At 63.6% G+C, this 24,268-nt stretch carries 29 protein-coding genes and 2 tRNA genes; 17 read left to right on the top strand and 14 right to left on the bottom strand.

Translation table 11 applies throughout. The features are described from left to right. Nucleotides 1-3: 3 nt before the first annotated feature. Both ACSC1P_RS11015 and ACSC1P_RS11010 read right to left on the bottom strand, forming a co-directional pair. Entirely contained in the window at nucleotides 4-273 is a 270-nt protein-coding gene (locus tag ACSC1P_RS11015) for a hypothetical protein (RefSeq protein ID WP_435360201.1), read from the bottom strand. Nucleotides 274-473: 200 nt separating this feature from the next. Beyond that, nucleotides 474-1,034 carry a hypothetical protein gene (locus tag ACSC1P_RS11010; RefSeq protein ID WP_435360200.1) on the bottom strand — a complete coding sequence of 187 codons (561 nt, stop codon included), beginning with the start codon at nucleotides 1,032-1,034 and terminating at the stop codon, nucleotides 474-476. Between the two features lie 129 nt (nucleotides 1,035-1,163). Here ACSC1P_RS11010 and ACSC1P_RS11005 point away from each other — a divergent pair, with 129 nt between their 5' ends. Beyond that, nucleotides 1,164-2,159, top strand: a complete 996-nt coding sequence (locus ACSC1P_RS11005; protein WP_435360199.1) for a radical SAM protein — start codon at nucleotides 1,164-1,166, stop codon at nucleotides 2,157-2,159. 59 nt (nucleotides 2,160-2,218) lie between these two features. On the opposite strand, the gene ACSC1P_RS11000 is transcribed toward ACSC1P_RS11005, so the two are convergent. Both ACSC1P_RS11000 and ACSC1P_RS10995 read right to left on the bottom strand, forming a co-directional pair. Then, entirely contained in the window at nucleotides 2,219-2,905 is a 687-nt protein-coding gene (locus tag ACSC1P_RS11000; protein ID WP_435360198.1) for a hypothetical protein, read from the bottom strand. Nucleotides 2,906-3,014: 109 nt separating this feature from the next. After that, nucleotides 3,015-4,751, bottom strand: a complete 1,737-nt coding sequence (locus ACSC1P_RS10995) for a M61 metallopeptidase family protein (RefSeq protein ID WP_435360197.1) — start codon at nucleotides 4,749-4,751, stop codon at nucleotides 3,015-3,017. A gap of 106 nt (nucleotides 4,752-4,857) precedes the next feature. Here ACSC1P_RS10995 and ACSC1P_RS10990 point away from each other — a divergent pair, with 106 nt between their 5' ends. The 4 genes from ACSC1P_RS10990 to ACSC1P_RS10975 all read left to right on the top strand — a co-directional run bounded on the left by ACSC1P_RS10990 (nucleotide 4,858) and on the right by ACSC1P_RS10975 (nucleotide 6,573). Continuing rightward, nucleotides 4,858-5,313 carry a TRAM domain-containing protein gene (locus tag ACSC1P_RS10990; protein WP_435360196.1) on the top strand — a complete coding sequence of 152 codons (456 nt, stop codon included), beginning with the start codon at nucleotides 4,858-4,860 and terminating at the stop codon, nucleotides 5,311-5,313. 118 nt (nucleotides 5,314-5,431) lie between these two features. Further along, nucleotides 5,432-5,908, top strand: coding sequence for a Tfx family DNA-binding protein (locus ACSC1P_RS10985; RefSeq protein WP_435360195.1), 477 nt, complete (start codon nucleotides 5,432-5,434; stop codon nucleotides 5,906-5,908). Between the two features lie 24 nt (nucleotides 5,909-5,932). After that, entirely contained in the window at nucleotides 5,933-6,292 is a 360-nt protein-coding gene (locus tag ACSC1P_RS10980) for a DUF952 domain-containing protein (protein WP_435360194.1), read from the top strand. Nucleotides 6,293-6,345: 53 nt separating this feature from the next. After that, nucleotides 6,346-6,573: a hypothetical protein gene (locus ACSC1P_RS10975; protein ID WP_435360193.1), complete on the top strand. Its 228-nt coding sequence runs from the start codon at nucleotides 6,346-6,348 to the stop codon at nucleotides 6,571-6,573. Nucleotides 6,574-6,616: 43 nt separating this feature from the next. Here ACSC1P_RS10975 and ACSC1P_RS10970 read toward each other — a convergent pair whose 3' ends face one another. Next, nucleotides 6,617-7,474, bottom strand: coding sequence for a hypothetical protein (locus ACSC1P_RS10970; protein WP_435360192.1), 858 nt, complete (start codon nucleotides 7,472-7,474; stop codon nucleotides 6,617-6,619). Nucleotides 7,475-7,618: 144 nt separating this feature from the next. Next, complete coding sequence (locus ACSC1P_RS10965) at nucleotides 7,619-8,539, bottom strand: hypothetical protein (RefSeq protein WP_435360191.1); 921 nt, start codon at nucleotides 8,537-8,539, stop codon at nucleotides 7,619-7,621. Between the two features lie 194 nt (nucleotides 8,540-8,733). Here ACSC1P_RS10965 and ACSC1P_RS10960 point away from each other — a divergent pair, with 194 nt between their 5' ends. Further along, nucleotides 8,734-9,519 (top strand): SDR family oxidoreductase, encoded by a 786-nt coding sequence (locus ACSC1P_RS10960; RefSeq protein WP_435360190.1) that lies wholly within the window; start codon nucleotides 8,734-8,736, stop codon nucleotides 9,517-9,519. A 38-nt stretch (nucleotides 9,520-9,557) separates the two neighbouring features. Here the strand turns inward: ACSC1P_RS10960 and ACSC1P_RS10955 are convergent, their stop codons facing one another. From ACSC1P_RS10955 to ACSC1P_RS10945, 3 genes are all read right to left on the bottom strand, one after another. Further along, nucleotides 9,558-10,559, bottom strand: a complete 1,002-nt coding sequence (locus ACSC1P_RS10955; protein WP_435360189.1) for a mannose-1-phosphate guanylyltransferase — start codon at nucleotides 10,557-10,559, stop codon at nucleotides 9,558-9,560. After that, on the bottom strand, nucleotides 10,553-10,831 hold the full coding sequence (locus ACSC1P_RS10950) for a DUF7091 family protein (protein WP_435360188.1): 279 nt from the start codon (nucleotides 10,829-10,831) through the stop codon (nucleotides 10,553-10,555). The genes ACSC1P_RS10955 and ACSC1P_RS10950 overlap by 7 nt, the downstream gene beginning before the upstream one ends. A 93-nt stretch (nucleotides 10,832-10,924) precedes the next feature. Next, a complete protein-coding gene (locus ACSC1P_RS10945) occupies nucleotides 10,925-11,419 on the bottom strand; it encodes a hypothetical protein (protein ID WP_435360187.1) in 495 nt (164 codons plus the stop codon). Between the two features lie 182 nt (nucleotides 11,420-11,601). Here ACSC1P_RS10945 and ACSC1P_RS10940 point away from each other — a divergent pair, with 182 nt between their 5' ends. The 3 genes from ACSC1P_RS10940 (at nucleotide 11,602) to ACSC1P_RS10930 (ending at nucleotide 13,698) form a co-directional block, all read left to right on the top strand. Continuing rightward, nucleotides 11,602-12,537, top strand: a complete 936-nt coding sequence (locus ACSC1P_RS10940) for a replication factor A (protein WP_435360186.1) — start codon at nucleotides 11,602-11,604, stop codon at nucleotides 12,535-12,537. Beyond that, complete coding sequence (locus ACSC1P_RS10935) at nucleotides 12,538-13,167, top strand: RPA family protein (RefSeq protein ID WP_435360185.1); 630 nt, start codon at nucleotides 12,538-12,540, stop codon at nucleotides 13,165-13,167. A 108-nt stretch (nucleotides 13,168-13,275) separates the two neighbouring features. Further along, nucleotides 13,276-13,698: a DUF8146 domain-containing protein gene (locus ACSC1P_RS10930; protein ID WP_435360184.1), complete on the top strand. Its 423-nt coding sequence runs from the start codon at nucleotides 13,276-13,278 to the stop codon at nucleotides 13,696-13,698. 44 nt (nucleotides 13,699-13,742) lie between these two features. Here ACSC1P_RS10930 and ACSC1P_RS10925 read toward each other — a convergent pair whose 3' ends face one another. Then, entirely contained in the window at nucleotides 13,743-14,201 is a 459-nt protein-coding gene (locus ACSC1P_RS10925; protein ID WP_435360183.1) for a DUF5814 domain-containing protein, read from the bottom strand. A 130-nt stretch (nucleotides 14,202-14,331) separates the two neighbouring features. Here ACSC1P_RS10925 and ACSC1P_RS10920 point away from each other — a divergent pair. Then, nucleotides 14,332-14,404 (top strand) — tRNA-His (locus ACSC1P_RS10920). Between the two features lie 121 nt (nucleotides 14,405-14,525). Here the strand turns inward: ACSC1P_RS10920 and ACSC1P_RS10915 are convergent. Then, on the bottom strand, nucleotides 14,526-15,689 hold the full coding sequence (locus tag ACSC1P_RS10915) for a CBS domain-containing protein (RefSeq protein WP_435360182.1): 1,164 nt from the start codon (nucleotides 15,687-15,689) through the stop codon (nucleotides 14,526-14,528). Between the two features lie 124 nt (nucleotides 15,690-15,813). On the opposite strand from ACSC1P_RS10915, the gene ACSC1P_RS10910 reads away from it, so the two are divergent. Then, nucleotides 15,814-16,185 carry a cupin domain-containing protein gene (locus ACSC1P_RS10910; RefSeq protein ID WP_435360181.1) on the top strand — a complete coding sequence of 124 codons (372 nt, stop codon included), beginning with the start codon at nucleotides 15,814-15,816 and terminating at the stop codon, nucleotides 16,183-16,185. Between the two features lie 206 nt (nucleotides 16,186-16,391). Here ACSC1P_RS10910 and ACSC1P_RS10905 read toward each other — a convergent pair whose 3' ends face one another. Beyond that, nucleotides 16,392-16,850 (bottom strand): DUF7552 domain-containing protein, encoded by a 459-nt coding sequence (locus ACSC1P_RS10905; RefSeq protein ID WP_435360180.1) that lies wholly within the window; start codon nucleotides 16,848-16,850, stop codon nucleotides 16,392-16,394. Between the two features lie 139 nt (nucleotides 16,851-16,989). On the opposite strand from ACSC1P_RS10905, the gene ACSC1P_RS10900 reads away from it, so the two are divergent. Together ACSC1P_RS10900 and ACSC1P_RS10895 are read left to right on the top strand one after the other, a co-directional pair. Next, complete coding sequence (locus ACSC1P_RS10900) at nucleotides 16,990-17,295, top strand: DUF7552 domain-containing protein (RefSeq protein ID WP_435360179.1); 306 nt, start codon at nucleotides 16,990-16,992, stop codon at nucleotides 17,293-17,295. A 26-nt stretch (nucleotides 17,296-17,321) separates the two neighbouring features. Then, entirely contained in the window at nucleotides 17,322-19,376 is a 2,055-nt protein-coding gene (locus ACSC1P_RS10895; protein WP_435360178.1) for a DEAD/DEAH box helicase, read from the top strand. 66 nt (nucleotides 19,377-19,442) lie between these two features. Here ACSC1P_RS10895 and ACSC1P_RS10890 read toward each other — a convergent pair whose 3' ends face one another. Next, on the bottom strand, nucleotides 19,443-19,823 hold the full coding sequence (locus tag ACSC1P_RS10890) for a hypothetical protein (protein WP_435360177.1): 381 nt from the start codon (nucleotides 19,821-19,823) through the stop codon (nucleotides 19,443-19,445). Between the two features lie 225 nt (nucleotides 19,824-20,048). Between ACSC1P_RS10890 and ACSC1P_RS10885 the strand changes: the two genes are divergently transcribed. The 3 genes from ACSC1P_RS10885 (at nucleotide 20,049) to ACSC1P_RS10875 (ending at nucleotide 23,624) form a co-directional block, all read left to right on the top strand. Further along, entirely contained in the window at nucleotides 20,049-20,780 is a 732-nt protein-coding gene (locus tag ACSC1P_RS10885; RefSeq protein WP_435360176.1) for a DUF7504 family protein, read from the top strand. 81 nt (nucleotides 20,781-20,861) lie between these two features. After that, a complete protein-coding gene (locus ACSC1P_RS10880; protein ID WP_435360175.1) occupies nucleotides 20,862-21,647 on the top strand; it encodes a DUF7504 family protein in 786 nt (261 codons plus the stop codon). A gap of 90 nt (nucleotides 21,648-21,737) precedes the next feature. Beyond that, nucleotides 21,738-23,624 (top strand): SLC13 family permease, encoded by a 1,887-nt coding sequence (locus tag ACSC1P_RS10875; protein WP_435360174.1) that lies wholly within the window; start codon nucleotides 21,738-21,740, stop codon nucleotides 23,622-23,624. A gap of 18 nt (nucleotides 23,625-23,642) precedes the next feature. On the opposite strand, the gene ACSC1P_RS10870 is transcribed toward ACSC1P_RS10875, so the two are convergent. Further along, nucleotides 23,643-23,918, bottom strand: coding sequence for a pro-sigmaK processing inhibitor BofA family protein (locus tag ACSC1P_RS10870; protein WP_435360173.1), 276 nt, complete (start codon nucleotides 23,916-23,918; stop codon nucleotides 23,643-23,645). A gap of 109 nt (nucleotides 23,919-24,027) precedes the next feature. Here ACSC1P_RS10870 and ACSC1P_RS10865 point away from each other — a divergent pair. After that, nucleotides 24,028-24,098: transfer RNA gene (locus tag ACSC1P_RS10865), tRNA-Pro, on the top strand. Nucleotides 24,099-24,268: the final 170 nt, after the last annotated feature.

Raw genomic sequence — 24,268 nt, 5'->3', positions numbered from 1 at the left:
GGTTCACTCGACACCGCTATCGTTCCACGTCTTTCGTCTCGTCTCGTCTACGTCGTCTGTGCCGTAGCTACCGTCCGACATGTCGACCGAATTCGGACCGGTCTGGTCACCGATTCCATCGCCGTCGAAGTCCTCACCGTGGCCAGTGCGGTAGTCGCGCTGTTCGTACGAACCGCCGAGTCTGCTTCCGAGGTCCGCCGGGTCGCTCAGCCGCGCCCGAACGACGGCGACGAGGAAGCCACCCGCGACCAGCACCGGGAGTGGGGGTTGCATCTTCGACGTACCGACTCGTGGGATCCATCTAAACGTTATGCCCAGAAGACAGGTTCGTCGCGATGCGACGAGCGGGCACCGCTCCGCCGAGGAGGGCCATCGTGTCGAAGTGATGCCTGACCGGTGAGTTCGCCGCCGTGGTCGAGACGAATCAGTTGCCTAGATAGCCGTAGTTACAGGAAGTAGAGACGGTGCTGCCGCTACTGCAAATTATTCAGAATCTGCAGGTAGCGAAACGCAGGTTGTCCGAAGTCCTTGGTCGTCGCCGCAGCCTTTGTCTCCAGTGTTTCGATTCGGTCCGAATACTCGTCGTTCACGATAAGTTCGATTTCTCGTCCGTACTCGTCCTCAAATTCCGAAGCCAGCTTCGCCAGTCCATCCGTCAGATAGCCCTCGCTGACCTTTGGTGCCCACAGCTGCAGTCGATACCCGCTGGCATCGTCGAAGACGGTGCACAGGTAGTCGTCGACTCGCTCGAACTTCTCCCAGATTTTGTCCAGGCTCGCCTGATACGCCTGCCCTCCGAATTCCGTCCATCTCTCCGACGACGGAGTCCCACCGTAGAGCGACCCGTCGAGATGTGTCACGACTTCCGCGGCGAAGACGGTCTGTGCGTCGTCCGTTGAGTGGACTCCGAGTACGTCTAACTCGAACTGGGTCCCCTGCTCTCTGGAGCGTTGGTTGTACGAGACGAGGTCACACTCTTCGACGACATCGAGGTACGCACCCACTAGCTGTTCGCCGGGTCGCAGATGGCTCATACGGAACCGTACAGGGAGAGAAACATAACGGTTGTCTCAACACCGTGAAATCGTACCATGTGACTCGATACAGGCCGTAACCAGTTTCGCACGCTTTTTCCCGCTCCACGTGGTTATCCTGTACAACGAATGATTTCGAAGGGCTGCGAACAGTGCGCCAAGGGCGGGAAGATGGTCATGTTCGTCTACGGCTACTGTGACCAGCGCGACTGCTTCTACTGCCCGCTCGGGGAGAACCGCAAGAACGTCACCGACGTGTACGCGAACGAACGCCTCGTCGAGTCCGACGAGGACGTCATCACCGAGGCCAAGCGCATGGATGCCCTCGGCACGTCCATCACGGGCGGCGAACCGCAGGAGGCGATGGACCGAACGTGTCACTATCTCTCGCTGCTCAAAGACGAGTTCGGCGAGGACCACCACACGCACCTCTACACCGGCATTCCCGGTGGGCGCGAGAACATGCGCCGCCTCTCCGAAGCGGGACTGGACGAGATTCGTTTCCACCCGCCGCTGGAACTCTGGGGCGATATGCACGGCACCGAGTGGGAGGAGATACTCTACATCGCCCGCGAAGAAGGCCTGACGCCTGCGTTCGAGATTCCGGGCATCCGCCCCGAGACCGAGTTCCTCGACTTCCTCGACGAGGGCGCGGCGGACTTCTGCAACGTGAACGAGTTCGAGATGTCCGACGGGAACTACCGCCGGATGCAGGAGAAGGGCTTCGAGTTGAAGGAAGGCCACATGTCCGCGGTCGACGGCGACCGAGACGAGATTCTGGAGGTCATGGGCGAGCACCCGCAGGTGTACTTCTGTACCTCCGTCTTCAAGGACGCCGCCCAGCACCGTCGTCGCCTGAAGCGCATGGCGCAGAACGTCCGGCGCGAGTTCGACGACGTGACCGACGACGGGACGCTCGTCTACGGGAAGACGTACACCGACGCCGACGTATTCGAGGCGTTGGGCGTGCCCGAGGAGTTCTACACCGCGAAGTCGAACCACGTCGAGGTCGCGTGGTGGCTGCTCGAAGAGATGATACAGGAAGGCGACCTCGACGACGGCGAAATCGTCGAGCAGTATCCGACCTACGACGGACAGGTCGTCGAGCGCACGCCGCTGGCGTAACCCGCGAAGGGCACCGTTTCCAGTCGAGATAGCGACCGTTTTTCCGAGATTCCCCGAGATTACACGACCGACCGTCCCTTCTCACCGACGATTCGGACCGCGATTAGCCCGCCGAACGCGACCGTGAGCCCCGCTGCCAGCATGTGTGCCAGCGGACTCGCCAGTGCGAGGGCGACACCGGACACGACGAGCGTGGCGAGTGCGGTCCCGCCGATGACCACCTGTGCAGGGAGTCGATTCCCTGCCAGTCGGTCGAACGCGGCCAGTGCCGGGACGAACGCGAGCACCGCGACGAGTCCCGCTCTGTATGGCTGGCCGACGACGAGGCCTGCAGTGACTGCCGCGACGGCGAGGGCGGCCCCGGCGGCGAGCGTCGGTTGCGGCGGCGGCGAGATAGCGTGGTACGCCAGCGCGTAGGCGGCCGGTGGAACCACGACGAGCAGCCCCACGACGAGGCCAAGCAGTGGCGCACCGCCGACTGCCCCGACCACGGCGCAGCCAGCACCGATTACAGCAGCGACGGCGAGAATCGGCCGCGGCAAGAGGGTGTCGTCCGGGTCTTCGGCTCGCCAGCAGGTGTAGGCCGCGAACGGGTAACAGAGTGCGACGGCGACGGTCACGTAGCCGAGAAACGGCACTGGCTCTGTGAGGAGTTCGTACTCTCCGACGAGTGGCGGAAACACCAGCCACGTGAGCGAGAGGAGGACGCCGACGACGATGGCGACTTCGGGAACCCGGCGACTCATACCCGGTGGTGAGGGCGGCAGTGGTGAAACAGTGTCGCCTGCGGCGACCCGGCCAGCGTCTCGCGTGCCGTGTGCTGCAGGCGTCAGCTTCCCGGCGACGAACGACCTCTCACTGCCAGACGAGACGCCGACCGAACAGCCCGCAGACGATGGCCGCCGCGATAATCGAGACGACGGCGGCGCTCGTGACCGATTCAGGCCCGAGAGACGGTGATGGAAGGGCGAGATCCGGTGAGGCTGCGGTCGGTGAGGTCTGCCCAGTGTCTGCGGCCGTTTCGACCGGTTCCTCTCCAGCCATCCGACCGTCCGAGGGTGATGGACCGCCCGCGACCGACACGTCGTCGAAGCTGAGATACGTGACGACGGCCGCGGCTTCTTCGGCGAGAACCGGTGCTGGGCCGGTAGCGAACGGGTGCTGCCCATCGCGGCGTTCCGCAGCGTTCGACCGACCATCACCGTCCGGGTCGGCCGACTGGTCGACGACGAGCATGAACGGCCGGTTGGGCACCGACGGTGCCTCGTCGCCACGGACGTAGCGGTCGAGCCACGCGTCGAAGTCGGTCGGTTCGGCAGTCGGACTCGGACTCGACTCGACGCTCGGTCCGCCGTCTCGGGCACCTGCCTCGGCGACTTCGCTGACCATCCGGCAGAAGTCGGCGTACGACACTCGGCCCTCGTGTGCGTTCATGCGACGCCACACGTCGCGGAAACTCCGCTGGCCGCCAGTCTCGACCCGCAGTTTCGCGTCGAGGGCGGCGACGACCCGACGACCTTTCGCGTACGCGACCGCACCGCCAGCCCACGTCGATTCGTCGGTCAGCACCGCGTCGGCATGTTTGTCGGTGGTCGTTCGCTGGCGGAACGTCGCGTAGTCGAGTCGGCCCTGCCGGAGTTCGTGGAGGCTGGCGTAGTAGTCCCCCATCCCTTCGAGGAGCCACGTCATCGCCGGGCCGTTGCGGCCTCGCACCGGTCGGAAAGACTGGCGAGTGTGGACGAATTCGTGGGCGAGCGTCTCCGGGCCGCCGCGGACCCAGAGTTCACGCTCGGGGCCGTGGCGAACCGTCGCCAGACCACCCTGGCGAATCCGGGCTGGTGGCACGAACACCGTCGTCCGCTCGGCCGAGCGACCGAAGCCCTCGAACGACTCGGCGAGCGAGGCCAACTGGTCGGCGGTGGCCGCCTGCGACGGTTCCGCTGCAGCCGCGTCTGCGACCACCAGTCGGAACGTGTGTCCAGAAATCTGCCGCTCGCTGACCGTGGTCTCGCCGAGCAGTGCCACGTCGTCGCCGGCGACACCGTCGACTCCGGGTGCGAGGGCGAAAGTCCGCGAACTCGGCGGTCTGGGTCCACGATACCACCAGTTCACGTCGGCGAGTCCGACGGCACGTTCGGAGAGGAACGACCACTCTCGCGTATCGACGGACTCGACGCCGCCGTGGGCGACCAATCTCGCGTCGACACGATAGGAGACGGTCGGGGTCGGGTCGTCACCGCCCCAGCGCAGGTCTGTCGGGCTCGACTCGTTCTGAACCGGCTCGAAGCCAGTCTCACTTCGGTGTGTCGCTGCGGCCGGGAACGTCGCGGTGACTCGCGTCACCGCTGAAGAGAGTTCGAACTCGGCGCGAACTGCGACCCGGCCGGGGTCGTCAGGGAGCGCCGACACGACGTACGTGACGTGCATCCCCGGACCGGCCGTGGCTCCCACCAACCCCGACCGTGGCTGCACCGGTGGGGTGTCGGGTCCCGCTGTCTGCTGGTCTGCCGCCACCGGACCCCCGACCAGTGGCGCACAGACGAGCGCGAGGACGACCACCACCGCCACAGACTGCGGGCGGGTGTCTGCCATCTACTGAAACGTAACTGTGTCGAGAGCAAGCGTGGGACTCGTTTAACGGTTCGGGCCGATTCCACGAAGGGCAAGCGTTTAGGCAGCGCACTCGTTACACGAAGCCATGCCGGACTGTCCACTCACGGACGATTGCCCCCGATTCGAGGAACGAATCGCGGGGATGGGATGTGCACACTACGGGGACCGCGGCGGGATGGAGTGGTGCCAGAACTACGACCAGCCCATCTCGGACCTGAAGACCCAGCCGGTCAAGCCCGGTGAGGAGGTCGTCGTGGACGTGACAGACATCCACGAGTCCGGTGCTGGCGTCGGCCGGACCGAGGATGGCTTCATCGTGATGGTCGACGGCATCCTGCCCGACGCCCGTGCGAAAGTCAAGATAACGAAAGTCCACAGCAATCACGCCCGTGCTGACCCCATCGAGCGTCTCCCCATGGAAGAGGAAGACGAGGACGACGGGGCCGAGTCGAGCGGTCGAGGCCGCAGTGACCGTGGCCGGGATGGACGGTCCAGCCGCCGCGACCGACTCGGTAGTCGTGAGAACTTCTGGGGCAAGTAACGGCCGACATACCCCGCCTTCCACACACGGACAGTCCACCGACTCGGCTATTCTCTCTGGCATACTGGAGCGTTCGCGGTCCGACCCATTTTTCGCATTTCGGCCCCTACCGTCGCGCATGGGCGAGGAGTTGCCAGACGTAGACATCCTACTCGACGAAACTGGCTTCGACGCCGACGCGAGCGTCCTGACGCGTCGACAGGCAGAAGTGTTGGCACTGCGCGAGCGCGGCTTCGCGCAGGCCGCCATCGCCGACCGCCTCGGCACCTCGCGAGCCAACATCTCCAGCGTCGAGTCGACCGCACGTGAGAACGTCGAGAAAGCACGCGAAACCGTCGCGTTCGCCGACGCACTGGCCGCGCCGGTTCGCGTACAGGTACCGACCGGAACCGACCTGTACGACGTCCCCGCACAGGTGTACGAGACCTGTGACGAGGTCGACGTGAAAGTACCCCACACCGCACCTGACCTGATGAAGGTCATCAACGACCGAGCCGGCAGCGCAGTCGACGGTCGCGAAGTCCGCGAGGACCTGCTCGTCAGCGTGACGACCGACGGGACCGTTCGAGTACGGCGACAGACGGACAGCGATTAGGGCCTCGGCCGCCACGACAGCAGTATGGGCCTCATCTTACACATCGTCCCCGAAGCGGACTGGGACGACGACCCGGATTCGTACCACCCCGACAGCCTCGACAGCGAGGGCTTTATCCACTGTTCGAAGCCCGAACAGGTCGAAGCCGTCGCCAACCACCCCGAGAACGACTTCCCCGACGATTGCCTGCTGGTCTGCATCGACGAGTCGAAACTCGACGCCGAGGTCAAATACGAGAACGAGTTCCCGCACGTCTACGGACACCTGAACGACGAGGCCGTCGTCTCCGTCGTCGAGTTCCCGATTACCGACGACGGCGAGTTCGGCCTGCCGATTTCGGTCGCGATGGTAGAGGCCGACGTGGCGAAAGGCGGCGGGCAGTAGGCACCGGCCGAGAGACGACGAAATTTATTACGCCCCGCTAACTGTTCGGTGACATGACTCGAGACGAAACAGTCGAGCAGGCGGCCATCTTCGGCCTCGTCGGTGCTGTCATCATCATCGTCGGCTCGACTATCGCGACGGTCCTCTTCTCTTCGATAGACACGTGGGTCTCGGCCTTGCCGTCGTTTCTCATCTGGGCTGGTTGTGTCTACTACGGGATGAAACAGTTCGCACAGGGCATCTACCGCATCGTCGAGGACGCGAGCGTGTCGCAGAAATAGAGCCCTGTTGAAACTGCCTTCGGCGGACTGAAACGGAGATTCGTTATCGAGCGACGGTCGCTCGGACTGCGGACCGAGAGAAGTCGTTCGGCGTCTTCACCGCACTCAGCAGTGACGCCGTGGTCGTCCCGGATTCTGAGACGTTGTCGGTCCACGTGGGCGCGTCGGGTGTGTCCGGCCCGAGTTCGACGATTCGGTACTCGTGGTGGTCCGAGACTCCGTCAGCCTCCGTGTCGATGACCGCTTCGTGGACGATTCCGCGCTCGTCGACGACGAATCGGGTGCTGAGGTTCACGGTGACCCCGTTGTCTGCTTCTATCGTCTCGTCAGTGACGAGCGTGGTGAACGTGTGACCGTCACGCTCGACCACCTTCTCGACGGTGAGGTTCGGGTTTCCAACCGTGAGATACGTCTCGTACTGTGGTGCTCTCGTGGGGGACCGTGCTGGCGAGAGACGCTGCTTCTGTCCAGTTTTCGTGGCGTCGCCGACAGTCACCTGTTGCAGGATGGTCGACGCGTTCCCCCAGATGTGGGAACTGACGTGTTGTGTGGCCGTCTCGTTCTGCTTCCCGGAACGAGAGAGGGTCTGCTGTGTCTCGACTTCGAACGGTTCCCCGCCAGGGCCGACGGTCGCGTGAATCGTGGTGTTCCGATATCCTGCGTCCGAGATGTTTCGCTCGAAGTAGCCTCGCAGGACGAACCCGTCGCTGTTCAGGGTCTCCTCGTGGGCGGCGACGAGGGCCGTCGGGTCGTCGAGACCGGATTGGGTGACGCCGGGCGGGAGGTCGGCGTCGGCAGGGTCGACTTCAGTTGGCGCCGACGTGGAGTCGTCGCCGATGACGCCAGCACACCCGGAGAGACAGACGAGTGCGACCAGCGCCAGGAGGGCAAATTTTCTCACAATTCAGTCACGTATGTTCGGAGTCATAAGCTTTCTCGTGGTCCGAGATACCGGCCGGTATCACATACCGTCGAAGATGCGGGCGCATACGAAAATTTGGACCGCGTGGCATCTGTCTCCGTCGGCTGGAAAACAGGAATCTCGTTATCGAGCGACGCTCGCTCGGACTGCAACCGGATAGCTGTCGAGTGATGCATCGGTCGCGCTCACCAGTGATTCGGTCGTCGTCCCAGATTCCGAGGTATTGCCAGTCTCCAATTCTACGGCGTCGTCGGTCCAGGCTGGTGCCTCGGGCGGGTCCGGCCCGAGTTTCACGATCTGGTACTCGTGGTGGACCTTTCGGGTGCCGCCATCCCAGTCGATGACCGACTCGTGGATGATGCCGCGTTCGTCCACGACGAACCGAGCGGTGACGTTCCCCGTCCCATTTCTCGCCTCGAAGGTCCCGTCGGCGACGAGCGTCGTGAACGTGTGCCCGTCGTGGGTGACGACGTTGTCGACGGTGAAGTTCGGGTTCCCGAAGGTGAGCGCCTCCTGGTAGTGGAAGGTTTTCGTCGGCCGATTATCGAAGCTAAGGGAGCGAATCTCCCGCGGTGGGTTCGTCGGCGTGCCGTTCACCGAATACCGTCGCACTATCGTCGACGAGTTACCCCAAATGTGGGAGACGATTCGAGTCGCGTCCGCAGAGCGTCGCTCGTCGGTTGGATACTGGACGTGGAGCGACTCGATTTCGAACTGCTCGCCGCCGGGAGCGACGGTGGTGTCGATAGTCACGTTTCTCGAACCTGGCTCCGAGGGATCCACCACAAAGTAGCCGCGCATGACGAATCCCTCACGCTGCAGGGCATCCTCGTGGGCCGAGACGAGCACGGAGGCATTTGTGACGCCTGACTCGTTGACGCCGGGCGGGAGGTCGGCGTCGGCGGGGTCGACTTCGGTCGGCGCAGATGTGGTAGCGGTCGGGTCGACTTCGGTCGGCGCGGACGCGCTGTCGTCGCCGATGACGCCAGCACACCCGGAGAGGCAGACGAGTGCGACCAGCGCCAGGGGGACAAATTTCTTCATAATACAGTCATGTCTGAAAAGAGTTATAAGTCTTCTGCATACCCGTACTGAACGCCAGTGCTAGACGAGAAAGCTCGACATTACGGAAACATGTACGTTCTTCGAGATTCTTCACCGAGGGCAGTCGACGGTCGTACCGAGTCGAATTCGCCGGGGACTCAGGAATTTAGGGGCCGGCCCTCGTTGCTCGGCGCATGGACCTGAATCTCGAAGGCAACACGGCGCTCGTCACCGCGAGTTCGTCCGGACTCGGCCTCGCCAGCGCGAAGGCACTCGCCCGCGAGGGCGCGAACGTCGCCATCTGTGGCCGCGACCGCGACCGACTGGACGAGGCCGCGAGTGAGATAGAGGAGTACGGCTTCGGCGACGTGCTCGCCCGCCACGCCGACATCACCGACCCCGACGACATCACTGACCTCGTCGAGACGACGGTCGAAGCGTACGGCAGCCTCGACCACGTGGTCACCTCCGCCGGCGGGCCGCCCTCGGGCGCGTTCGTCGACATGACGGAGAAGGACTTCTACGCGGCGTACGACCTGCTCGTGATGAGTGCGGTCTGGACGCTGCAGGAGGCGCACCCGCACCTCGTCGAGAGCGACGCCGGGACGTGGACCGCGATTACCTCGACGAGTGTGCAGGAGGCCATCGACGGCCTCGTCCTCTCGAACGCAGTTCGCCGGGCGGTCGTCGGCCTGTCGGATACAATCGCGCGAGAGTGGGCACCCGATGTCAGAGCCAACGTGGTCATGCCCGGGGCGCACGAAACTGCCCGAATCCGCGAACTCATCGACCAGTCGATGGACCGCGGCGAGTACGACAGCTACGAAGAAGGGCTGGCTGACTGGTCGGCGGACATCCCGATGAACCGCATCGGCGACCCGATGGAACTCGGCGACGTGGTCGCGTTCCTCTCCTCGGACGCGGCGAGTTTCGTCACCGGCACGTCGATTCCGGTCGACGGCGGCCGGACGCGGAGCTAAGAAAGAGAGACAAAATCACACAGAATCGGCCAGAACCGTCAGAACTGTCCCTGTTCTCGTAACTTCGCCACGACCTCGCGCACACGCTGTGTCTCGTCTTTCGGCACGACGAGCACTCGGTCGTCGTACGCCGCGACGACGAGGTCGTCGACGCCGACCAGCGCGACGTGCTTGTCACCAGCGACGACGTTCCCACTCGCGTCGACGGTCAGGGCATCGCCGAGCACCGCGTTCTCACCGGGATGCAATCGCTCGAAGGCGTCCCACGAGCCGAGGTCGTCCCAGTCGAAGTCCGCTGGGACGACGTAGGCCTCGTCGGTTCGTTCGAGGACCGCGTAGTCCACACTGACGGCCTCGGCCTCGGCGAAGCCGGTTTCGGCGTCTTCTGCAGTGGCGATGGGTTCGAGCGGTGTCTCCTCGCACTCGCGCAGGAACGAACTGGGCGTCCACGCGAAGATTCCCGCGTTCCAGAGGTAGTTCGCCGCGACGAACTCCCGGGCCGTGTCCACGTCGGGTTTTTCGCGAAACTCTGAGACGGGCGCGTAGCCGTCGGTGAAGGGGTCCGTGTCGTCGCCGTCGCTCGATTCAGGCTCAATGTAGCCGTATCCAGTCGCCGGGCGAGTCGGGGTCACGCCCATCGTCACCAACCCCCCCGTTTCCACTGCAACCTGACAGGCCCGGGTCGCGATAGTCTCGAAGTCGCCCGCGACGAGGTGGTCGCTCGGCACACAGAGCAGGACGCAGTCGCCGACCTGTTCGTGGATTCGCCGGGCCGCGTAGGCCAGTGCCGGGCCGGTGTCTTTCGCCTCGGGTTCGACGAGGACACCTGCAGTGGGTGCGTGTTCGCGCACCTGTTCGGCGTAGTCGTCGCTCGTCAGGACGTACGTCTCGTCGGCGAAGCCGACTCTGGAGACGGTCTCTGAGAGCAACGAGTCGTCGCCGTCGAACGCGAGGAACTGTTTGGGTCGATTGCTCCGACTCGCCGGGTAGAGTCGCGTGCCGGTCCCACCCGCGAGAACGAGGGCAACAGTAGTCACCACGTCTCGATGACCCCCTCTCGGATGTCCTCCAGACAGCCCTGACAGTCGGGGTTCTCCGGGTCGAAGCATTCGGGCACCGCCGCCTTGTTCAGCGGGACCGCGCGCTCTTCGGCGTAGCGCCGACAGACGATTTGGACCCGGTCGTACTCGTCGCGCGGAAGCCTGCTCACCTTCCGGCCGGTGGTGAACTCCTCGCGCGACTTCGCGTACTGGCGGCCTGCGGAGCGCAGAGCCTTGCGGAAGAACCCACTGGGGCCGTCACTGTTGGGCACGGGGGCACCTCCCGGGGACGAACGGACGCATTACTGGTCGATGATAGCGGGGCGGGCCACTAAGGTACGTCGGTGACGGGGATTGGGTCTACTTCAAGCAGCCACGCGCGTGCCGTTCGTCCGGACGTGCTGGTCCGGCCGCGACAGGCCCGTCTCGGACGCGCGCCAGACCCGCCCCTCGTCGAATCGGTACGTCACCGAATAGCGGGTGTCTGAGGCGACGACGTTGCCGCCGCCGACCTTCGCTCGGACGCCGACCATGTACTGAAGGTGGACGACGGTCCCGCTGGACTCGTTCGCCTCGACGGTCACGTTCGAGACGCTGTAGTCGATTCGCTGAATCTCACCCATCGCCCGCTCTCTGACGCGCTCGACGACGTGAGATTCCTCGTACGCGAGGGCGAACTCGCGGAGTGAGTCGTTCGTCCACTCTGCGGGGAGGTCAGGATACGTCACGGTCCCGTACTGGCTCGTCGTGGTCGGCGTCTGTTCGTCTCCGGGCGCGTCGACGACGCCGAGACAGCCAGCACCGAGGAGACAAACCGCGAGCACGACTGCCAGTGCGACGGTGATGGAGGGACGGGGCACGGCGAATATGTGGTAACGGACAGACATAATTCGCCCGGAGCGTGCAAGCAGTGTTTCAGCTAAATCGACGGCTATAGCCGACCAGTTTCACTTTCACTCCGCGGAAGGCCTAGTTTAAATACCATCCCGAACCAACGTCGATACGTCTCCCACAGGAACACACGCGGAGACAGAGAGACACCATGAGTGATGTGCGCCAGCACGCGGAAGATATACACGAACAGTTCTCCGAGCATCTGGACGACGTGTCCGTCGACGACGTCGAAGGACGCCTGAACAACCTCGTCAACGAGTTCAAGGTCCCGATGGACGAAGCGGTCCGCTCCGTCCGCAGCCACTACCTCGACAAGGCCGGTATCGACCGGGACGAGGTCGCCAGTGGCGGCGGGAGCGAACAGATGCTCCTCAACGACATCGACCAGGACGAGCAGTGGCTCGACGTGGAAGCGAAGGTGACCCAGCTGTGGGAACCCCGCTCCGACGCGGTCGGACAGGTCGGCCTCCTCGGCGACGAGTCGGGCACGATGAAGTTCATCGCGTTCACCACCTCCGAACTGGAGGAACTCGAAGAGGGCGCGTCCTACCGGCTGACCAACGTCGTCAGCGACGAGTACGAGGGTAACTTCTCGGTCAAGCTCAACCGGACGACGGGCATCGAGAAACTCGACCACGAGGTCGAAGTCGGCGACGACTCGACCACCGTCGAGGGCGCGCTCGTGGACATCCAGTCCGGGAGCGGCCTCATCAAGCGCTGTCCCGAAGAGGACTGCACGCGCGTCCTCCAGAACGGCCGCTGTGCCGAACACGGCGAGGGCGACGGCGAGTTCGACCTGCGCATCAAGGCCGTCATCGACGACGGCATGGACGCGCACGAGGTCATCTTCAACAAGGAAGCGACCGAGGACGTGGCCGAAATCAGCCTCGACGAAGCCAAGCAGATGGCCATGGACGCGCTCGACACGACGGTCGTCGCCGACGAGATTCGCGAGAAGATCATGGGGACGTACTACCGCGTCTCCGGCCCGACCTTCGGTCGGTACGTCCTCGTCGACGATCTCGAAGAGCTCACGGACAGTCCGAGTGGAGAAGCGGCTCTCATCCGCGCGAGGTCGATGTAAATGAGTCAAGCACCTACCCGCGAAGTCGCAAAGCGCGTCTTCGCACGCGAGTTCAACGACGCGGCGTACACGTTCAAAGAATCCGACGACGAGCGCGCTCCCAACTTCGCGCTCCTGCCGACTGGCGACCGCGCAAACCGCGTGTTCGTCGTCGGCACCCTCACCGAGACGGAGGACATCGGCGAGGACTCCGAGTACTGGCGCGGCCGCGTGGTCGACCCGACGGGCACGTTCTTCGTGTACGCCGGGCAGTACCAGCCCGAAGCGGCCTCGTTCCTGCGCGACACCGAACCGCCGGCGTACGTCTCGGTGGTCGGCAAGCCGCGCACGTTCGAGACCGACGACGGCAGCGTCAACGTCTCTCTGCGGCCTGAGTCCATCACCGCGGTGGACGAGGCCACCCGCAACCGCTGGGTCGTCGAGACGGCAGAGCGCACGCTCGACCGCCTCGACGCCTTCGAGGACGAAACCAACGAGTACGCCGCGATGGCGCGTGACCACTACGACCCCGAAATGCTCGACATGTACCACGACGAGGTCGTCGCGGCACTCCAGAGCATGGGCGCGACGGCCGACGAAGCCGACGAGACTGACGGCGACGACGACGAAGAAGTCGAAGCCACGGTCTGAACGGCCGGACCCCGGAGTCACGCGGTTCCTTTTTCTGCAGCCCCGCAGCGAGTTCGGTGAGTGTCTGACGAAACTTCAAGTAGCCCCACGGCCGTAGTGTCGTGCAACATGGGCAACAAGAACAAGACGATCTCCTTTCGCGTCAACGAGGACGCTTTCGAGACGTTACAGGAGATCGCCGAGGAACGCGACATCTCCCTCTCGGCCGTCTTCCGTGACTACGTCGACATGCTCGTCGCCCACGACGGTCAGGTCGTCGTCGTCCCAGAACACGAGGCCCCGGAGTCGAGCGGGGACGTCTCGGAGTGGCCGCCGAAGGTGAAAGTGCCGAAGAGTTTCGTCCGCGAACACGAACGCCTCGAGCTCGAAGCCGAACACCTCCGCGAACAACTCGACGAGCACAAAGCGTACGTGACGAAGTTGCGCGAGAGTCTGGAAGCCGCCGACGACCCCGAAGACGTGATTCACCTCGAAGACTTAGACCTCGGCGACGACCCAGACGAAGACTCGCCGTACCGACTCAGCGACTGACCGCAGAATCTGTCTCTCGCTCTTTCTCGCTCTCGCTTCGCGCCTCAGCCCGATAACTGCCGTTTCGTCTCCCGGGCGCGCCGCTGCATCTCCTCGTTCCCGTCGACCCGCGCCAGTTCCTCCATCGCCTCCAGCGTTCGGACCCCATCGTCTAAGAACGACAGCACGTCGCCCTCGTAGGCGTACACCATGTAGTCGTCCGTCATCACGTCGACGATAGACGACGGCGGCAGTCCCTCGGCGCGCAGTTCCAACAGGTAGATGATAAACTTGCGCTCGGGATGCCCGCAGTACGGCGCGTTCTTGCAGCCACAGTCCATGAAGTCCTTCGAGAAGTCTATCACGCGCTCACGAGTCGCCTCGTCCAACTTCTCCAGGTCCTCACCACCGTTGAACAGGATGTCCAGCGTCGCCCCCTTGAACGCCCCCTTCGGGATGTTCGTGTCCAGCGCAGAGGCGAGCTGGCGGTGGTTCTTGACGTATATCTTGTCCGTGATGGCCACGCTTGGACACCAGTAGCCGCGTCGACGGCAAAAACGCCCCGGTCCCGCTGCGCGTGTGTCTGTCTGTCGCAGTACCACAGAGTCGTAACGTATTTTTACGCTGGTCGGGTACGAAGTGGTGTACGCAGTGTCCGGGTTGGGGTAGTGGACTATCCTTCAGCCTTGTGGAGGCTGAGACGCGGGTTCGATTCTCGCACCTGGACCCTTCAAAATTCTTTCACAACCAACTTCGACAGAGCCGGCTGTATCGAACACCATGGCCCGGTATTCTGCAACAGCGTGCTGAAGTAGACAATTTTTTGAAATTTCGTTTCCGGCCCGTACTCAGTCAGCCGTCCGAACCTGCCGCTGTGGACTCGTCGACCCGCTCTGTTTGATGATGTCGAAGGCGGTCATCAGGTCGGTTCGGGTGATGATGCCGACGAGGTCGCCGAAGCCGTCGGTGACGAGCAGGCGACCGACGCCCTCCTCTTGCATCGTCGTGAGGGCCGTCATCGCGTCGGCGTCGGGGCCGATGGTGACGAGGTCGCGGGTCATTATCTCCTCGACGCGGTAGGCGTCGCGTTCGACCGGCGGCACGTCGCGGGCGTCTTCGAGCGCGACGAGGCCGACGAGTTCGCCGTTTTCGAGGACCGGGTAGCCGGTGTGGCGTTCGGAGAACATGCGCTGGACGAGGGTGGCGACGCTCTCACCGACCTCGATGGTCTTGAGGTGGTCCCACGGCGTCATGATGTCCCGGACGGTGACGTTCTGGAACGCGGCTTTCATCACGACCTGCTGGGCCTCGGTCGACGCGCCGATGTAGATGAAGAAGGCGATACCGATGAGGAGCCAGCCGCCGGTAAAGAGGCCGAACAGGCCGAGGAGTATGGCGAACAGTTTCCCGACTTCGGCGGCGATTTGCGTCGCTCTCGCGTAGGGGCGAGTCCGAGCGAGCAGGGCGCGAAGGACCCGGCCGCCGTCCATCGGGAAGCCGGGCAGCATGTTGAACCCGGCGAGGGCGATGTTCATTAACGCGAGGTAGCCGAGGACGAACCGTGGGGCGGAATAGCCCGACGGGAGGACGAGGAAGCCGACGGCGGAAGCGATACCGAGGGCGATGGAGACGAGCGGCCCGGCGATGGCGATTTGGAGTTCCTCCTTCCAGTCTTCGGGCATCTCGGAGAGGGCGGCGATGCCGCCGAAGATCCACAGCGTGATTGAGTCGATGGGATAGCCGTAGCGCATGGCGACGAGCGAGTGGCCCAGTTCGTGGAGGACGACACCCGCGAAGAGGCCGATAGCTGCCGCTGTCCCGACGACCCACGGCGTCGACCCGGTCGTGAGTGGCCCGGTGGCTAGCTCTGCACTGAACACCAGGTTCATCATCTCGGCGACCTCACCGACGCGGCTCCCGATGAGATAGGCGAACAGTGGCAGGACCAGCAGGAACGTCAGGTCCAGCTTTATCGGGATGCCGAACAGCGACCCGATACGGAAACTTCGCATATCGGGATATAGTCGTGGGACGGGCATAAATGGGTGGCCGCGATGGGGCACGGCGAGGGGAAAGCCGTCGGGGTGTCGAACAGAACGACGGCCGCTAAGTGGCCCCCGGTCGTAGCGACACGGTATGAGCGACGTCGACCCACTCGTTCGCCGTGCAGCAGATATCGACTACGAACCCGTAGACGCCGCCGAGGGCCTGCAAAAGGGCGTTCTCGTCGCAGAAGAACACGGCGCGCCGAACTTCGCCATCCGGCGGTTCACACTGGCTCCCGGTGCCGAAGTGCCGAAGCACACGAACGCGGTCGAACACGAGCAGTACGTGCTGGCTGGCGAGTACGTCGTCGGCATCGGTAACGAGGAGTACACCGTCGAGGCGGGCGACTCGCTGCTCATTCCTGCGGGAACCGTCCACTGGTACCGGAACGAGAGTGATGAGGAAGGCGCGTTCCTCTGTGCGGTGCCGAACGGCGACGACACCATCGAGTTGCGGGAGTAATTCCGAGCCAACAGCTTCCGGTACGCTTTTTACGCTTTAGGCCAGCCTAAAAAACATGGCACAGCGACAGCGCGAACCCAGCACGACGAAGTCGAGAGCGGCAGTCGGCCTGTTCCGCGGCCTGTTCGGCGAGTCGTCGGAATCGGACGAAGACGGCGACGACAGTCGATAATCGACACATTTCCGGCAACGGGGCACCCTCGCAGCTACAGTTTCACGTCTAGCTGGCGCGCAACCACGTCGTCCTCGAATGGCCCGTCGTCGCGCCCGAGGTGGATGAGCGGGGCGTTCTCCATCTGGAGCCACTCGCCGTCTCGACCGCTGCTGACGGTCACGGATTCGCTCGTCGACGGGAGGCCGTTCGCACGGCGGCCCTCGGTCCGCGAGCGTGTCGAGGCCAGTTCGAGCGGGGTTTCGTCGTCGATTTCGTAGACGGTTGGACGGTAACGAGGCCGGTCCGGGTCGAGGGAACACATCGCCGACTGGTAGTCCTCGGTCGCCTCGGCCGCCCGTTCAGCGTCCTCGCGCGTCTCGAACTCTGCGCCGGTCACAGGGTCTGGTCGGTGGCCGGTGACGGCACAGGCCACGACGTACGAGCCGTTCGCCGTCGACAGCGATTCGGCCGTCTCGCGCAACGCACGGATTCGAGCCGCTTCGTCAGTCATCGACACCAACTCTTTAGGCCACCCTAAAAAATGTAGCGGAATACGCTCTCAGGATTCGAGAGGCGCACAGAACATTGCTTTTGGCCAACCTAAAACAACTAGTTATTTGGCTATCGAGTGGGAACCAGTGACTCGAACGATGGCCAGCACCGACGGGCTGACCGACCTCCGTGCCCACCTCCAGACGCTGCACGCGCCGGGTGGTCCCTACCACGTCATCTGTGCGAAGACTGGGTCGTCTCCAGTGCCGGTCGATGGGCTACAGTTCGACGACCGGCGGACCGCTGCCGAAGCCGCGAGGGCCGCCGCGAGCTACCGGGGCAAACTCCGCGAGTACGATTCTGCGGTGGCCTACTGCGACCTCGTCGTCTGCGAACGCGACGTGGCGGTTCACCCGCCGGGGCGGTGGCGACCCCCGCAGAACGAATCGAACGCAGAACCCTGAAATACCCCTCACACGTACCGTCTCGCGTGTCAACACAGGTCCAGCGGGTCGACACCCTGTTCCTCCACCAGACCGGGGGTAACTACCTCGCCGTCGTCCAGCGCGACGGCGACCGCGTCTTCCGGTCGAAGCTGGAACTCAAAGAGACCAGCGCCGGACCCCGGCCCGGGAAGTTTCGGGTCATCCGCGGGTCCTCGGAGGAGCCACGGAACCCCGACGAGTTCGTCGAAATCGCACGCCGAGCGGCGCGAATCCGTATCTCCGAACAGACGAGTACGGCCGGGCGCAGCGAGTTACAGGCAATGCTCGACGGCTACCAGCTTTCGGCGAAGGTCGTCCGGACCTGTCGCTACTGCGCCAGCGACGGCCGGTACTCGCCAATCACGGAAGCGACCTCGGTCAAATCGGGTCAGGACTACATCTGTGTCGACTGCGCCAGCCGCGAACTCGAACAGGAACTATCGTACCACGGCGAGTTCACCGCGGCCGCCCGCGACCGACTCGAAGAGTTGATGCTCGAAGTGCAGGACCTCGAACGAATCACCAACCTGCTCAAGGGCGAACTCGACCCGAGCCTGACGAAGTTCGACGAGATTTCGGCGACGACGGACGAGGTCGACCCCGTCCGCACCGACTCGCTCAACCTGCATCCCGGCCTACAGGGACTGCTCGAAAACCGCTTCGAAACACTGCTTCCGGTGCAGTCGCTGGCCGTGGAGAACGGCCTGTTCGACGGCACTGACCAGTTGGTCGTGTCCGCGACGGCGACCGGGAAGACGCTCATCGGCGAGATGGCCGGCATCAACCGCGTGCTGAACGGCCAGGGCAAGATGCTGTTTCTCGTGCCGCTGGTCGCACTGGCGAACCAGAAGCACGAGGACTTCGAGAACCGGTATGGCGACATGGTCGACGTGACCATCCGGGTCGGCGCGAGTCGCGTCTCCGACTCTGGGAATCGGTTCGACCCCGGCGCGGACGTCATCGTCGGCACCTACGAGGGTATCGACCACGCACTTCGTTCGGGGAAAGACCTCGGCGACATCGGCACCGTCGTCATCGACGAGGTCCACACGCTCAAAGAGGACGGTCGCGGCCATCGTCTCGATGGCCTCATCTCCCGGCTCAAACACTACAGCGACGAGCGCGAGAAGGTGAAAACGAACTACGGCGGCGCGCAGTGGGTGTACCTCTCTGCGACCGTCGGAAACCCGAAGGAACTGTCCCAGAAGCTCAGAGCGCGACTCATCGAGTTCGAAGAGCGCCCGGTACCCATCGAACGCCACGTCACGTTCGCAGGCAGTCAGGAGAAGGTGAAAATCGCCAATCGGTTGGTGAAGCGAGAGTTCGACCGCAAGTCGTCGAAGGGCTATCGCGGACAGACCATCATCTTCACCAACTCGCGACGACGCTGTCACGAGATTTCCAGAAAGCTCCACTACAACTCCGCAGCCTACCACGCCGGCCTCGACTACGGCAAGCGAAAACAGGTCGAACGGAAGTTCGGTAACCAGGAACTCTCGGCGGTCGTCACCACGGCCGCGCTCGCCGCCGGTGTCGACTTCCCGGCCTCACAGGTCATCTTCGACTCGCTCGCGATGGGTATCGAGTGGCTCTCGGTGCAGGAGTTCAGCCAGATGCTCGGCCGTGCCGGTCGCCCGGACTACCACGACCGCGGGACGGTGTACATGCTGGTCGAACCCGACTGCACGTACCACAACTCGATGGAGATGTCGGAGGACGAAGTCGCCTTCAAACTGCTCAAGGGCCAGATGGAGCCGGTCGTCACCCGGTACGACGAGGACGCCGCCATCGAAGAGACGCTGGCGAACATCGCCGTCGCCGGCAAGGGCGCGAAGCGACTCAACGACCGAATGCTCGGGAAGGTCCCGACGAAACACGCCATCGGGAAGCTACTGGAGTACGGCTTCATCGAGGGCTTCAAACCGACCGACCTCGGCCGCGTCGTCTGTACGCACTTCCTCACGCCCGGTGACGCCTTCACCATTCTCGACGGGGTTCGCAAGGAGAAACACCCGTTCGAGGTCGTCGGCGACATCGAGTTGAAGGACCAGGAGTTATAGGGGACTGCCGGGTCGGACAGTTTTCGCGAACCGAGTGGTATCCGAAGAGAGAGCGACTGCCGCCCGTCAGACCCAACTGCGACGGACCGTTTCGAGCACGAGCACGACGAGGCCGACCAGGACGAGCGACGCAGTGACGTACCGGAGCCCCTGTACGAACCCGAAGTACCACGTCGAGGCGGCGAAGACGGCGTACGTCACCAAACCGGCCGCGAGCACCTTCCCGTGCTTCGCGGACGCAGCAGCGAGTACAGACACCCCAGCCGTCCCGGGTTTCGAGTTGAAGACGAGCACGAGCGCGCCACACGGCACAACCGAGATGGTGGCGTACCGTAATAACTGCATGAATCCGAGGGACCACATCGACACGGCGAACAGGGCGTAGACCGCTGCACCGGCCGCGACCGCTCCCCTGTGGTTCGTGGTCGACGGCGCGGCTGTAGACATATAGAGAGACCGACTATTTCCAGACACATAGTCGTATCTCCGGCTGAACGAGACGCCGCGGAGACCCCGATTGGCGGACCACGGCACGCCACGCGTCACCACATCGCCACCCGAAAACGTGGGCCACAACGCTCATTAGGAACCTTTCAACCGGCCGAAGCTATCAATACAGTACCACTCTTTTCTCGAATCAACCACAGAGCTGGGGGGCTCTCTACGATTACCATGACGGACATCGACACTATCAGGGACACCGGGAACGTCCTCCTGACGGAAGACCCGGACGGTTGCCAACACTGTAAGGACCTGCTGGAGAAGATTCCCGCGAACAGCCGTGCCGAGTTGACCGTTTCGCTGCCGAAGGCACAGGCCGAGAAGACGGGGTTCGGGAGTCTTTCTGCCAGCCAGCCGGCGAAGAAGGGGATCATCTCCGTCGGAGATGTCCTGCGCTCGGCTGCACAGGGCGGACCGGACTTCGGCGCACCCGTGCCCATGGACGCGGTGACAGAGCCAGGTGACCTGCAGGGCATCGGGACCTCCATCAGTCGCTTCTGCGAGCGCTGGGACGCCGACGGGTACGACATCGTCGTCTGTTTCGACTCGCTCTCTGAACTGCTCGAACACGCTGGAACCGAGGTCGTCTTCCAGTTCTGCCACGTCCTGAACAGCCGGCTGTCGTCGGTCGACGCGTTGGCACACTTCCACCTCGAACCGGACCAGCACGACGACCAGACGGTCGCGACGTTCCAATCCATCTTCGATACGACCATCGGCGAAACGACCGACGCACCGGTCATCGAGGAGTTCGCGGAGGCGACCGACGGCGACATCGCCGCACTCGCCGACAGTTGGGGCGAAGAGGCGAACTACTCCATCGTCGGCGACGGCGAGTACAGTCGCCCGGACGAAATCGTCGAAGCGTCCGACGAAGACATCGCGAAGTTATTGGACGACTGATTAGCCAGAAACTCTTTCATCTTCCATGACAACTTTTCGTCCAGTCACTCGGATGCGGAGTCCGGTGGGTTGGGAGCCAGTATGACAGAGGAAGCACGCGCAGGCGACCCGCGATGCGTCCTCCTGCTCGACGAGATGACAGCAGGAGAGGCGGGTGAGCACTGCGACCGACTGATGCACGTCTGCGAGTCGAAACGACGCGCGGAGCTCGTCGTCTCGTTCGCCACAGAGTCGACAGACACACTCGATTTCGCCGGTCTCTCCGGTGGCCGCCAGCCGGCGAAGCGTGGGGCCATCACGGTGGGCGAGACGATTCGGACCGTCTCCACCGGGGAGCCGAACTTCGCCGACCCGCTCGTCGAGGCCGCAGTCTCCGACCCGAGCGACCTGCAAGAACTCGGTCAGCGCATCAGTCAGTTCTGTCAGGTCTGGACCGACGCCGGCTACGAGATTTCGGTCTGTTTCGACTCGCTCTCAGGCTTACTCGCCGCGAACGAAACCGAGGTCGTCTTCCAGTTCTGTCACGTCCTCGCCGGCAGGCTTCGCTCGGTCGGGGCCGTCGCGCACTTCCACCTCGACCCGAATTCACACGGGCAGCACCGTCAGCTCACGTTCGAACAGATATTCGACGAGACCGTGCTCGAAGAGATAGACGCCGAACACCTCGTGCCGACCCGACGGAGTCGCGCCACCGACCGGGATGTGGCCGACAGCACGGAGACACTGACGCTCGCCGACCCGACAGAGACCACATCGGCCGGCGATTCGACCACCGGGTCCACAGCAGAGTCAGAGACTCGAACCAAACAGGCCAGCAGTTCGGGCGAAGCCTCCGACGAGGACATCGCAGACGCGCTGCCGGACTGACCAAGCCAGTCCCTCGACTACCGTCGCCGTATCGCCGTGCGAAAAACAGCACTTCCGTAGGCTTTTCTGCCGTCCCATCGTTCGGAACATGTGGTCGCGCTCACACCTGATGCTCTCTTCGTCTTCGCCCTCGTGTTCGTGGCACTCGTCCTGTTCGCCACCGAGCCCGTGCCGGTAGACATCACCGCAATCGGCATCATGGTCGCGCTCCTCGTGGTCACGCCACTGACCGAACAGTTGACCGCGTTGGGGCTCATTGCGGGGCCAATCGAGGTGTTCGGGAACTACCCGAACGACGGTATCGCCGGGTTCGCGTCGACGGCGACTATCACCGTGCTCGCCATGTTCATCCTCTCTGACGGGGTGCAACGAACTGGCATCATTCAGATTCTCGGGCGGAAAATCGCGGCCTACACCGAGGACGACGAGACCAAACAGTTGAGCGCGACGATGGGCGTCGTCGGCCCACTCTCGGGGTTCATCAACAACACGGCAGCCGTCGCCATCCTGCTCCCGATGGTCACCGACATCGCCCACAAGGGCAAGACCTCACCATCGAAACTGCTCATTCCGCTCTCGTACGCGTCGATGTTCGGCGGGATGCTCACCCTCATCGGCACCTCCACGAACATCCTGGCTAGTCAGGTGGCCAGCGACATCGCCAGTGCACCCGATGCACCTGCGGAAGCGGCACGGCTGGCAGATGGCTTCTCGATGTTCGAGTTCACACAGCTCGGTGCCATCGTCGCCGTCGTCGGCTTCGTCTACTTCCTCACCATCGGTCGCCACCTCCTCCCCGAGCGCATCAAACCGCAAGAAGACCTCACCGAGGAGTTCCGCATGGCCGACTACCTCACCGAGGTTAGCGTCCGCGAGGACTCGCCACTCGTCGGCCAGACCGTCCGCGACGCGCTCGTCGAGACCGACTTCGACGTGGACCTCGTGCAACTCGTCCGGGGCGACGAAGTGTTCCTCGAACCGCTCGGCCCGAAGACAATCCAGTCCGGCGACATCTTCATGGTCCGGACCGACCGCGACACGCTAGTCGAGTTGATGGACGTGGAGGGACTGGACATGCTCCCAGACGTGACCATCACCGAGGAGGAACTCGAACTGGCCGAGGCCACGGAGAACCTCGTCGAGGTCGTCGTCGCGCCCGGCTCCGACCTCGTCGGCGAGTCGCTCGCCTCGATGAACTTCCGCCAGCGCTACGACGCGACCGTCCTCGCGCTGCGGCGTGGTGGTGAACTCATCCGCAAGCGGATGGACAACATCGTGCTGCGCGTCGGCGACACGCTGCTCGTCCAGGCGACCGCCGACTCCATCGAACGACTCGACGTGAACCGCGACTTCATCGTCGCACAGGAGATCGAACGCCACGACTACCGCGAGGAGAAGATTCCCGTCGCCGTCGGCATCGTCCTCGCCGTGGTCGGCCTCGCCGCGCTCGACGTGTTCCCCATCCTCGTCTCGGCACTCGGCGGCGCGCTCGCCATGGTGCTGACGGGCTGTCTCAAACCCGGCGAAGTGTACGACGCGGTCCAGTGGGACGTCATCATCCTGCTCGCGGGCGTCATCCCGCTCGGAACCGCGATGCAGAACACCGGCGCGGCGCAGTTCCTCGCCGACTTGCTCGTCCAGAGTTCGGTCGTCCTGCCAGCCATCGCCGTCCTCGGCCTGTTCTACGTGCTGACCGCGGCGCTCACCAACGTCATCTCGAACAACGCCGCCGTCGTGCTGATGATTCCCGTCGCCTTCGACGCCGCAGCGCAGGTGCCCGGCAGCACGCCGTACCAGTTCGTGCTCGCGGTGACGTTCGCCGCATCGACCGCCTTCATGAGCCCCGTCGGCTACCAGACCAACCTGTTCGTCTACGGCCCCGGCGGCTACCGCTTCTCGGACTACGCGAAGGTCGGCACGCCGCTCCAACTGGTGTTCGCAGTCGTCACGACGATCGGCATCTGGACGCTGTTCTGAGCGAGCGAAAATACGGTTTCAGACGACGGGAACGAGCGGCGCGACTAGAAATGCCACGCCGAAGACGTGCAGGAGCAACACGAGCAGCGCGCCGGGCGCACCGCCGAGTGCGACGACGAGCAAGACGAGCGGCGTCACCGCGATGCCGAACCCGAACCACGCCGCGAGCAACAGCACGAGGAGCCCGACCACGGCGTTCACGACGAACGGTTTGACCGTGTTCACGACCCGTCGCGCACCGACGACGAACGCGACGACGAGGACGAGTACTGCGAGTTCGACGGTCGTGACCATGACTGTGAGAACGGCTGCTGGTCGGATAAATCGAGAGGTGTGGTAACTGATGGGTGGGGTTGCGACGGAACGAAACCCTTTACATCGGACAGGCGAAACGAGTGACTACGGGACCGTAGGGTAGTGGTATCCTCGGACGTTTGGGACGTCTGGACCTGAGTTCAATTCTCAGCGGTCCCATTTCTGAACGAAGTGAAGAAATGGACCTCGAAGACGAGCGAAGCGAGTCTTCGGCGGTCCCATTTCGGAACGATGGGAAGAAATGGACCTCGGAGACGAGTGTCGCTAGTCTTCGACGGTCCCATCTTTGAGGAATAGAGTGACGAGAAAATGGGAATAGACTGCGAGTG

The organism is Haloarchaeobius caseinilyticus (assembly GCF_051207395.1).
In the GTDB taxonomy this organism is placed as follows: domain Archaea; phylum Halobacteriota; class Halobacteria; order Halobacteriales; family Natrialbaceae; genus Haloarchaeobius.
Note: the sequence above shows the minus strand (reverse complement) of the source record. Positions and strands in the feature narration are given on the sequence as shown.

What these genes read in the sequence shown, in the direction of transcription:
- ACSC1P_RS11015 (WP_435360201.1), bottom strand. Translation starts at nt 273, where the DNA reads ATGCAACCCCCACTCCCGGTGCTGGTCGCGGGTGGCTTCCTCGTCGCC.
- ACSC1P_RS11010 (WP_435360200.1), bottom strand. Translation starts at nt 1,034, where the DNA reads ATGAGCCATCTGCGACCCGGCGAACAGCTAGTGGGTGCGTACCTCGAT.
- ACSC1P_RS11005 (WP_435360199.1), top strand. Translation starts at nt 1,164, where the DNA reads ATGATTTCGAAGGGCTGCGAACAGTGCGCCAAGGGCGGGAAGATGGTC.
- ACSC1P_RS11000 (WP_435360198.1), bottom strand. Translation starts at nt 2,905, where the DNA reads ATGAGTCGCCGGGTTCCCGAAGTCGCCATCGTCGTCGGCGTCCTCCTC.
- ACSC1P_RS10995 (WP_435360197.1), bottom strand. Translation starts at nt 4,751, where the DNA reads ATGGCAGACACCCGCCCGCAGTCTGTGGCGGTGGTGGTCGTCCTCGCG.
- ACSC1P_RS10990 (WP_435360196.1), top strand. Translation starts at nt 4,858, where the DNA reads ATGCCGGACTGTCCACTCACGGACGATTGCCCCCGATTCGAGGAACGA.
- ACSC1P_RS10985 (WP_435360195.1), top strand. Translation starts at nt 5,432, where the DNA reads ATGGGCGAGGAGTTGCCAGACGTAGACATCCTACTCGACGAAACTGGC.
- ACSC1P_RS10980 (WP_435360194.1), top strand. Translation starts at nt 5,933, where the DNA reads ATGGGCCTCATCTTACACATCGTCCCCGAAGCGGACTGGGACGACGAC.
- ACSC1P_RS10975 (WP_435360193.1), top strand. Translation starts at nt 6,346, where the DNA reads ATGACTCGAGACGAAACAGTCGAGCAGGCGGCCATCTTCGGCCTCGTC.
- ACSC1P_RS10965 (WP_435360191.1), bottom strand. Translation starts at nt 8,539, where the DNA reads ATGAAGAAATTTGTCCCCCTGGCGCTGGTCGCACTCGTCTGCCTCTCC.
- ACSC1P_RS10960 (WP_435360190.1), top strand. Translation starts at nt 8,734, where the DNA reads ATGGACCTGAATCTCGAAGGCAACACGGCGCTCGTCACCGCGAGTTCG.
- ACSC1P_RS10940 (WP_435360186.1), top strand. Translation starts at nt 11,602, where the DNA reads ATGAGTGATGTGCGCCAGCACGCGGAAGATATACACGAACAGTTCTCC.
- ACSC1P_RS10935 (WP_435360185.1), top strand. Translation starts at nt 12,538, where the DNA reads ATGAGTCAAGCACCTACCCGCGAAGTCGCAAAGCGCGTCTTCGCACGC.
- ACSC1P_RS10930 (WP_435360184.1), top strand. Translation starts at nt 13,276, where the DNA reads ATGGGCAACAAGAACAAGACGATCTCCTTTCGCGTCAACGAGGACGCT.
- ACSC1P_RS10915 (WP_435360182.1), bottom strand. Translation starts at nt 15,689, where the DNA reads ATGCGAAGTTTCCGTATCGGGTCGCTGTTCGGCATCCCGATAAAGCTG.
- ACSC1P_RS10910 (WP_435360181.1), top strand. Translation starts at nt 15,814, where the DNA reads ATGAGCGACGTCGACCCACTCGTTCGCCGTGCAGCAGATATCGACTAC.
- ACSC1P_RS10905 (WP_435360180.1), bottom strand. Translation starts at nt 16,850, where the DNA reads ATGACTGACGAAGCGGCTCGAATCCGTGCGTTGCGCGAGACGGCCGAA.
- ACSC1P_RS10900 (WP_435360179.1), top strand. Translation starts at nt 16,990, where the DNA reads ATGGCCAGCACCGACGGGCTGACCGACCTCCGTGCCCACCTCCAGACG.
- ACSC1P_RS10890 (WP_435360177.1), bottom strand. Translation starts at nt 19,823, where the DNA reads ATGTCTACAGCCGCGCCGTCGACCACGAACCACAGGGGAGCGGTCGCG.
- ACSC1P_RS10885 (WP_435360176.1), top strand. Translation starts at nt 20,049, where the DNA reads ATGACGGACATCGACACTATCAGGGACACCGGGAACGTCCTCCTGACG.
- ACSC1P_RS10880 (WP_435360175.1), top strand. Translation starts at nt 20,862, where the DNA reads ATGACAGAGGAAGCACGCGCAGGCGACCCGCGATGCGTCCTCCTGCTC.
- ACSC1P_RS10870 (WP_435360173.1), bottom strand. Translation starts at nt 23,918, where the DNA reads ATGGTCACGACCGTCGAACTCGCAGTACTCGTCCTCGTCGTCGCGTTC.